This is a genomic window from Fusobacterium sp. (genome assembly GCF_030528405.1).
In the GTDB taxonomy this organism is placed as follows: domain Bacteria; phylum Fusobacteriota; class Fusobacteriia; order Fusobacteriales; family Fusobacteriaceae; genus Fusobacterium.
This window is the reverse complement of the sequence record NZ_JAUMYY010000053.1, coordinates 1-8,386: the sequence shown is the minus strand read 5'-3', so window position 1 is coordinate 8,386 and position 8,386 is coordinate 1. Positions and strand designations below refer to the sequence as shown.

6 protein-coding genes are annotated in these 8,386 nt (G+C 26.4%); 2 read left to right on the top strand and 4 right to left on the bottom strand.

Features of this window, described 5'->3' with window-relative positions; genetic code table 11:
• Positions 1–107: 107 nt before the first annotated feature.
• The 4 genes from recN to Q4A58_RS07485 all read right to left on the bottom strand — a co-directional run bounded on the left by recN (position 108) and on the right by Q4A58_RS07485 (position 4,801).
• Positions 108–1,787: a DNA repair protein RecN gene (recN, locus tag Q4A58_RS07500; protein ID WP_303118005.1), complete on the bottom strand. Its 1,680-nt coding sequence runs from the start codon at positions 1,785–1,787 to the stop codon at positions 108–110.
• Positions 1,766–2,566 carry an NAD(+)/NADH kinase gene (locus Q4A58_RS07495; RefSeq protein ID WP_303118003.1) on the bottom strand — a complete coding sequence of 267 codons (801 nt, stop codon included), beginning with the start codon at positions 2,564–2,566 and terminating at the stop codon, positions 1,766–1,768. Before Q4A58_RS07495 ends, recN begins: the two co-directional genes overlap by 22 nt.
• Before the next feature lie 220 nt (positions 2,567–2,786).
• Entirely contained in the window at positions 2,787–3,959 is a 1,173-nt protein-coding gene (locus Q4A58_RS07490) for a murein hydrolase activator EnvC (RefSeq protein ID WP_303118001.1), read from the bottom strand.
• Entirely contained in the window at positions 3,956–4,801 is an 846-nt protein-coding gene (locus Q4A58_RS07485; protein WP_303118000.1) for a permease-like cell division protein FtsX, read from the bottom strand. The genes Q4A58_RS07490 and Q4A58_RS07485 overlap by 4 nt, the downstream gene beginning before the upstream one ends.
• A 398-nt stretch (positions 4,802–5,199) precedes the next feature.
• On the opposite strand from Q4A58_RS07485, the gene pflB reads away from it, so the two are divergent.
• Together pflB and pflA are read left to right on the top strand one after the other, a co-directional pair.
• The gene (pflB, locus tag Q4A58_RS07480) at positions 5,200–7,431 is read left to right on the top strand and encodes a formate C-acetyltransferase (protein ID WP_303117999.1); all 2,232 of its coding nucleotides are present in this window, start codon (positions 5,200–5,202) and stop codon (positions 7,429–7,431) included.
• Between the two features lie 146 nt (positions 7,432–7,577).
• Entirely contained in the window at positions 7,578–8,309 is a 732-nt protein-coding gene (gene pflA, locus Q4A58_RS07475) for a pyruvate formate-lyase-activating protein (protein WP_303117997.1), read from the top strand.
• The last annotated feature ends 77 nt before the right edge of the window (positions 8,310–8,386 follow it).

The window sequence follows — 8,386 nt, the reverse complement described above, 5'->3', positions numbered from 1 at the left end:
GTCACTTAAATCCTTTTCATAAGCTATAGCTGTAGAATCTGATATGTTTTTTTTTAAATATAAATCCTCTAAAAATTTTTCTATCAATTTAGAATAACCTTCCATAATTAATCCTCATTTAACATTTTATATGCAATTTCAAGGGCTGCTGTCTCAGTATTTTCACCAACCATCATTCTTGCTATTTCCTTCACTCTCTCATCATTTCCTAACTTTCTGACTCTACTTATAGTCTTATTATCTTTTATATATTTTTCAATAAAATATTGTTGACTTGCTTTAGCTGCTATAACTGGGGAATGAGTAATAGATATTATTTGAGTACTCATACCTATTTCTTTTAATTTAAGTGCGATTTTTCTTACAGTTTCTCCTCCAACACCAGTATCTATTTCATCAAAAATTAAAATAGGAATATTATCTACCTTTGAAAAAATAACTTTAAGTGCTAACATAATACGACTCACTTCTCCACCAGAAGCAATTTTAGAAAGTGCTTTAAGACTCTGCCCTAAATTTGTTGATATAAAAAATTCTACTTCATCAAAACCTTCATTTGATATTTTATTTTCTTTTTTTATATCAATTTTTAAAAGTGCATTTTCCATATTTAGAAATTTTAATTCTCTAAGTAATTCCTCTTCAATTATTAAAGCAATTTCTTTCCTTTTTCTATGTAAAATATTAGCAAGGTTATCATAATTACTCTTACATTTATTTAATACAAACTCTAAATCTTTAATTTCAAAATCACTTTTTTCATAAAGTGAAAGTTTCTTTTTTAACTCTTCCCTATATACTATAAGTTCAGAAATATCTCTTTTATATTTCTCCTTAATTCTCTTTAAGCTATTTATCCTTGAGGTTACTTTTTCTAAATTTACATCATCGATGCCAGAAATATTAGCTCCTAAATCTTCAAGACTATCAGTGCAATCTTCTAAATCATAGTAAATATTTTCTAATTTTTTAGCTACTTCTCCATATTTCTTATCATATTTATCTAAATATTCTAAATTTCTTTTAGCTTCTGTTAAAGTATAAAGAGTTGAGTTTTCTTCATTTTTTAAATAGTCTAGAGCATCAAAAAGCTTTTCTCTTATTTTTTCAGCATTAAATGCTTTTTTATATTCTTTTTCTAATATTTCTTCTTCGCCTGAAATAAGCTTCAATTTTTCAATTTCTTGTAACTGATATTCATAAAATTCTTTTTTTTCTAAAATTTCTTTTTTATTCCTTAAAATTAAATTTATTCTCTCTTGAATATTTTTATATTCTTTAACTAAATTCTCTATTTTTTCTTTAATTTCTCTATCTTCTTTAGTTAAAAAACTATCTAAAAGTTTGATATGATTCGCTTTATTAAGGAGCATTTGATGAGAATGTTGTCCCACTATATCAACTAAATTAGACATTATATTTTTTAAATCATTTGTAGATACTCTTACATTGTTAACAAAAGTTTTAGCCTTTCCTGCCGAACTTAAATGCCTTCTAACTATAACTTCATTATTTTCTGTGCTTATTCCAAGTACTTCAAGATTTTTAGCTTGTTCATCATTTATTTCAAAGACACCTTGAGCAAGTAAACCTTCTTCTCCTTCTCTTATCATATCAATAGTTGCCTTTTCACCAATTAATAGATTTATTCCACTTAAAATTATAGATTTTCCTGCTCCTGTTTCTCCAGTCAGTACTGCAAATCCCTTTTCAAAATCTAAATCTAATTCATCAATAATAGCTAAATTTTCAATTTTAAGCTCTTTTAACATAAGTTTTCTCCCCATTTTAATTTTTCACGCAGTACTTCATAATAATTTCTTTTTTTAGGAATAACAAGTTTTAATTTTTCTTTTGAATATTTTATTTCTATAATATCTTTACTGTTTATTTTATGATGAATATTTCCATCAATTGTTATATATGCCTGTTCACTTGGTAAAGATAAGTTAAGTTTTATATTTAAATCACCAGATAAAATAAGTGGTCTTGTATTTAAATTATGTGGTGCTATAGGAGTTATTAAAAATAATTTTAACTCTGGAGTAACAACAGGACCCCCTGCTGAAAGAGAATAGGCTGTTGAACCTGTAGGAGTAGATAAAATTACTCCATCTCCTTTAAATTCCCCCAAAAATTTGTCTTCAACAAAAATTTCAGAACTTACTATATTTCTTTTTATGTTATCTTTAGTCAAATATACTTCATTCAATGCTTCATAAGTTTTTTTTCCAATTTTCACTTCTAAAAAATATCTTTCTTCTATGCAGATATCATCATTCAAAATATTATCTAAAATTTCCTTGTATAAATCTTTCCTAACTTCAGTTATAAAACCAAGGGTTCCTGCATTAATAGCTACTATTTTAGCTTCTTTATTCTTTAACTTTTGAAAAGCCCTTAAAAGTGTCCCATCACCACCAATTACAATAACATAATCTGCCTTTAGTAATTGCTTTAAAGGAATTGTCTTTATTCCCTTATTTTCTAAATATTTTTTTACATCTTCAAGTATCTTGATAGCACTCTCTTTTTGGTCGTTGTGAATAATACAAATATTTTTCATAAATTTTCTCTCCATAGATATTTATTTATATTATTTTATCACACATTTCTTATATTAAAAAATAAAAAGACTGTTGTATTTTAAAATTTCACAAGTTTTATTTAGTAGTATAAATATAATACTTCAATATCTTTGAAAACATTGCTTTGAAAGATATTAAAATTATATGGATATCAATACAAAACTTTAAAAACTAAATTTACAACAGCCTTTAAATTTCTTAAAATGTCGGTAAAGGATCTATAGGTTTCAAATTTACTCTCAATTCATAGTATAAATTTGGTTCCTTATCACTTGAAAGCCCTAAAGCACCTATTGATTGACCCGCAGTAACTTTAGAGTTCACAGAAACTTTTGTAGCAATTAGATTTCCATAGACAGCTATTATGTTATTTCCATAATCTATCATAATTACTCTTCCTAAACCTTGAAACTTATCTGCATAAATTACTTCACCTGCTTTTGCAGCTACAACATTGGCTCCAACCTTGGCTTTAATTTCAATACCATTGCTTTCAACAACCCCAGCTTTTTTTTCATTGAAATACACAACTATTTTACCTTCAACAGGTTTTTTTGTTTTTCCTATTTTTTTATATGCTTCAACATTTGTAATGCTAGATTTAGGTTTTGTAGGACTAGTTGTGCTTTTTCCACTGCTTTTTTCTTTTTTCTTTCTTGCCTCCTCTTGTTTTCTAATATTTTCTTTTATTATTCTTTCTATTTCTTTAGAAATTCTTTGCTTTTCTTTTTGAAGTTTACTAATACTTGTTTGATGATCTTTTTTCTCAATATTTAATTTTTGAATTAATTTTTTATGTTCTTCTTTCTTTAAATCACTTTTCTTTAAATTTGCAGCTAATTCATTTCTCAAATTATCTAATTTTTTCTTGTCTATTTCTATTTTTTCCTTGACTTCTTTTATACTGCCTGTAACTTTTTCAATATGTTCCATTCTTTGCAAATCACCGTGTAAAACTTCTCTATAATTTTTCTTTAAGAGCAACTTAGCTTCTAATTCTTTTGAATGAACTTTTGCATATTTATCCCATGCTATTATTTTAGCAATATATTCTAATTCTTTTTTATCGTGTTCTCGAATAGATATCTCTAGATTTTTTTCTCCATAATCTATATTTTTCTTTACAATTTCAATCTCTAACTCAATTTCTTTTCTTTCTAACTCAATTTTTTTTATTTCTGCTTCTAATTCTTTTATAGACTTTTCCAATTTCGAGGTTTCTGTATTTATATTTTTTATACGAGTATTCTTCTTATTAATTTCTGCGTCAATATTTTTAATTTTTTTATTCATTTCATTTATAGTTTTATCAGAATAAATTTGCGTAGTAGAAAATATAAAGAGAAAAAGAAATATAACTGATTTTCTCATTCTTCTCCTCCATCAATTTTTAAAATATTTGCAGGTAATATCCAAACAATAAAGTTTAAAAATAAAATTGCCGCTATATGAAATAAAAAAATTTGCCATAGAGATAACATTGTATGATTAAAATAATTTGTGAAGATATACTTTCTAAAATATGCATATATATTAAAAAATGTTAAAGTTCCTACTATTGTAGCTGAAGAAAAGCTTAAAAGATTTCTAATTTTAGCAGTTCTAATTGTAGTATGAAAATCTTTTCCAGTATTTACTGAGTTTAAAAATTCTATGCCTATATTTAAATTAAATAAAATTATTGAAATTATAGCAAGTAGAAATGCCACTACAGCACTAGAAATCTGAATTATAGAAAATACTAAACCTTTTTCTATTTCCTTTTCAAAAAATTCGTTTTCTTTATAAACTTCTTTAATTTCTTTTTTAGATTCTAGTTCTTCCTGGATTTTATCAGCTAAACTTATATCTTTTAAATAGACTATCATTGAATCAAACAAAGGATTTGTTGATTCAGGTATAGATATATTCAAATCATTTTGTAAAAGAGAAAAACTTATTTTTTTATCCATAAATCTAACAGCAGAAACTCCTTTTAATGTCAATATATGAGTTTCTATTTGATTTTTATCTTCTTCATTTAGGTTATGCTGTAAGTCTACTATTATAAAAGGGTTAAAAAGAGATTCATCTGCTACTTTTTTAAAATTTAACGTCAATGATATAAAAAGATTAAGTAATAAAACTATAATAAGAGTCCCAATAAATATTCTATTTTTTAACCTATTGATATAAGGAATATCTTTAATATCATAACCAAATATTTTATTCATAAAATTACCTCTCATTTTAAAATTTTCTTCTGTTTATTTTAACATAGATTTTCAAATTAAAATAGTTTTTTAGCTGTAAAAATTTTACTAATAAAAAATTTTTCATAAAAGATAGCTTAAAATTTTAACAAATCACTTTTTATAAAAATATTGAAAATAAAAATAAAAAATATATTTTTAAAGAATACTGTATACAATAGTAAAAAAATAAACAATTTTTACTTAGAAAAAGATTAATTTTTGACCTAAATAAATTTTGAATTTAAAATAAATTGAAAAGAAATTTAAATCATAGTAAACTTATGTTAAGTAATTCTGAATAAGATTTACAGAAAATACAAAATACATATATATAAATAATAATATAATTTAAAAACATAGTTGAAAGGTGGTAACAAATGGAAGCTTGGAGAAGTTTTAATGCGGGTGAGTGGCAAAATAGTATTGATGTAAGTAATTTTATAAAATTAAATTACACTGAATATACTGGTGATGAATCTTTCTTAGAAGGTCCAACTGAAAATACTTTAAAGTTATGGGATATTTTAAGTGGAATGTTAAAAATTGAAAGACAAAAAGGAATTTACGATGCTGAAACTAAAATTCCTTCAAAAATTGATGCTTATGGTGCAGGTTACATAAGTAAAGATTTAGAAACAATAGTAGGATTACAAACAGATGCTCCTTTAAAGAGAGCTATATTTCCAAATGGTGGATTAAGAATGGTTCAAAATTCATTAGAGGCATTTGGCTATAAATTAGATCCACAAACTGAAGAAATTTATACAAAATATAGAAAAAGCCATAATTCAGGTGTTTTTTCTGCATATACACCAACTATAAAAGCTGCAAGAAGTACAGGAGTTATTACTGGTCTACCTGATGCATATGGTAGAGGAAGAATAATAGGTGATTATAGAAGAGTTGCTCTTTATGGAGTAGATAAATTAATAGCAGAAAGAAAAAAAGAATTTGATGCTTATGATCCTGAAGAAATGACAGAAGATGTAATAAGAAATAGAGAAGAAATGTTTGAGCAATTAGAAGCTTTAAAGGCATTAAAAAGAATGGCTGCGGCTTATGGTTTTGATATTTCAAGACCAGCTGAAACTGCTCAAGAAGCTATTCAATGGACTTATTTTGCTTATTTAGGAGCAATTAAAGATCAAAATGGTGCGGCTATGAGTTTAGGGAAAACTGCTGGATTTTTAGATATATATATTGAAAGGGATTTAAAAGAAGGCAGAATAACAGAAAGAGATGCTCAAGAATTTATAGACCATTTTGTTATGAAACTTAGAATAGTAAGATTTTTAAGAACTCCAGAATATGATCAACTATTCTCAGGAGATCCAGTATGGGTTACTGAATCAATAGGTGGAATGACTAATGATGGAAAATCTTGGATTACAAAAAATGCATTTAGATATTTAAATACACTTTACAATTTAGGAACTGCTCCTGAACCAAATTTAACAATTTTATGGAGTGAAAAATTACCAGAAAATTGGAAAAAATTCTGTTCTAAAGTTTCCATAGACACTTCTTCTTTACAATATGAAAATGATGATATTATGAGACCACAATTTGGTGAAGACTATGGAATAGCATGTTGTGTTTCTCCTATGGCAATAGGAAAACAAATGCAATTTTTTGGAGCAAGAGCAAATCTTCCTAAAGCATTGCTTTATGCCATAAATGGTGGTAAAGATGAATTAAAAAAAGTTCAAGTTACTCCAGAAGGACAATTTGAAAAAATTACTGGTGAATATTTAGACTTTGATGAAGTATGGGAAAAATATGATAAGATGTTAACTTGGTTAGCTTCGACTTATGTAAAAGCTTTGAATATTATTCACTATATGCATGATAAATATTCTTATGAAGCTTTAGAAATGGCACTACACTCTTTAGATATTAAAAGAACCGAAGCTTGTGGTATAGCAGGTCTTTCAATTGTTGCTGACTCACTTGCAGCAATAAAATACGGAAAAGTAAGAGTAATAAGAGATGAAGATGGAGATGCTGTTGATTATGTTGTTGAACAACCTTATGTACCTTTTGGAAATAATGATGATAGAACAGATGAATTAGCCGTTAAAGTGGTAAGAACATTTATGAACAAAATCAGATCACACAAAATGTACAGAGATGCTGAGCCAACACAATCAGTTTTAACAATAACTTCAAACGTTGTTTATGGAAAGAAAACAGGAAACACTCCTGATGGAAGAAGAGCTGGAGAACCATTTGGACCAGGTGCAAATCCAATGCATGGAAGAGATACTAGAGGTGCAGTTGCTTCACTAGCTTCAGTTGCTAAATTACCATTTGAAGATGCGAATGATGGAATTTCTTATACATTTGCTATCACTCCTGAAACTTTAGGAAAAACTGACGATGAAAAGAAAAATAACTTAGTTGGTTTATTAGATGGATATTTTAAACAATCTGGTCATCATTTAAATGTAAATGTTTTTGGAAGAGAATTACTAGAAGACGCTATGGTTCGTCCAGAAAATTACCCTCAATTAACAATTAGAGTATCTGGATATGCGGTTAACTTTATAAAATTAACTAAAGAACAACAATTAGATGTTATAAATAGAACTATTAGTAATAAAATGTAATAAATTAATAAAATAGGGCTATTGCAAATTGGATTTATTTAAACTTTTATGCTTAAATATAAAAGTTATCTAATCTTTAAAATGCAGTAGCCCTCTTAACTTATAAAAAATAAATTTTATAATATTAAACTATATTGGAGAAAGAGATGAAAGGTTATATTAATTCATTTGAATCATTTGGAACAAAAGATGGTCCAGGTATAAGATTTGTAGTTTTTCTACAAGGTTGTCCCTTAAGATGTTTATACTGTCACAATGTTGATACTTGGGATTTAAGAGGAAAAAATTATATTGAAACTCCTGAAGAAGTTATGAAAGAATTATATAAAGTTAAAGGCTTTCTAACAGGAGGAATAACTGTTTCTGGTGGTGAACCACTTTTACAGGCAAGTTTTGTAACAGAACTTTTTAAACTATGTAAAGCTGAAGGAATCCATACAGCTCTTGATACATCAGGCTATATTTTTGATGAACATACTAAAGAAGTTTTAGAATATACGGATTTAGTTTTACTTGATATTAAACATATTGATAAGAAAATGTATAAAGAACTTACATCTGTTGATTTAGAACCCACTTTAAAATTTTTAGAATATTTACAAGAAATAAATAAACCTACTTGGCTTAGATATGTTTTAGTTCCAGGTTATACAGATGATAACAAAGATTTAGATAATTGGGCTAAATTTGTTTCTAAATTTGATGTAGTAAAAAGGGTTGATATACTTCCATTCCATCAAATGGCTTTCTATAAATGGGAAAAAACTAATAGAGAATATAAACTAAAAGATACACCAACGCCAACAAAAGAAGAAATTAAAAAAGCAGAAGATATATTTGAAAAATATAATCTTCCACTTTATGAAGCAAGAGATTAAACTTCAAGTTTTTAACTTGAAGTTTTTTTAATTCCTAAGGAAATTATAAAATGAATTTCAAGTCTTCATTTCTGAAA

Coding starts and splice junctions, on each gene's coding strand:
- recN (WP_303118005.1), bottom strand. CDS start 1,787: ATGGGGAGAAAACTTATGTTAAAAGAGCTTAAAATTGAAAATTTAGCT.
- Q4A58_RS07495 (WP_303118003.1), bottom strand. CDS start 2,566: ATGAAAAATATTTGTATTATTCACAACGACCAAAAAGAGAGTGCTATC.
- Q4A58_RS07490 (WP_303118001.1), bottom strand. CDS start 3,959: ATGAGAAAATCAGTTATATTTCTTTTTCTCTTTATATTTTCTACTACG.
- Q4A58_RS07485 (WP_303118000.1), bottom strand. CDS start 4,801: ATGAATAAAATATTTGGTTATGATATTAAAGATATTCCTTATATCAAT.
- pflB (WP_303117999.1), top strand. CDS start 5,200: ATGGAAGCTTGGAGAAGTTTTAATGCGGGTGAGTGGCAAAATAGTATT.
- pflA (WP_303117997.1), top strand. CDS start 7,578: ATGAAAGGTTATATTAATTCATTTGAATCATTTGGAACAAAAGATGGT.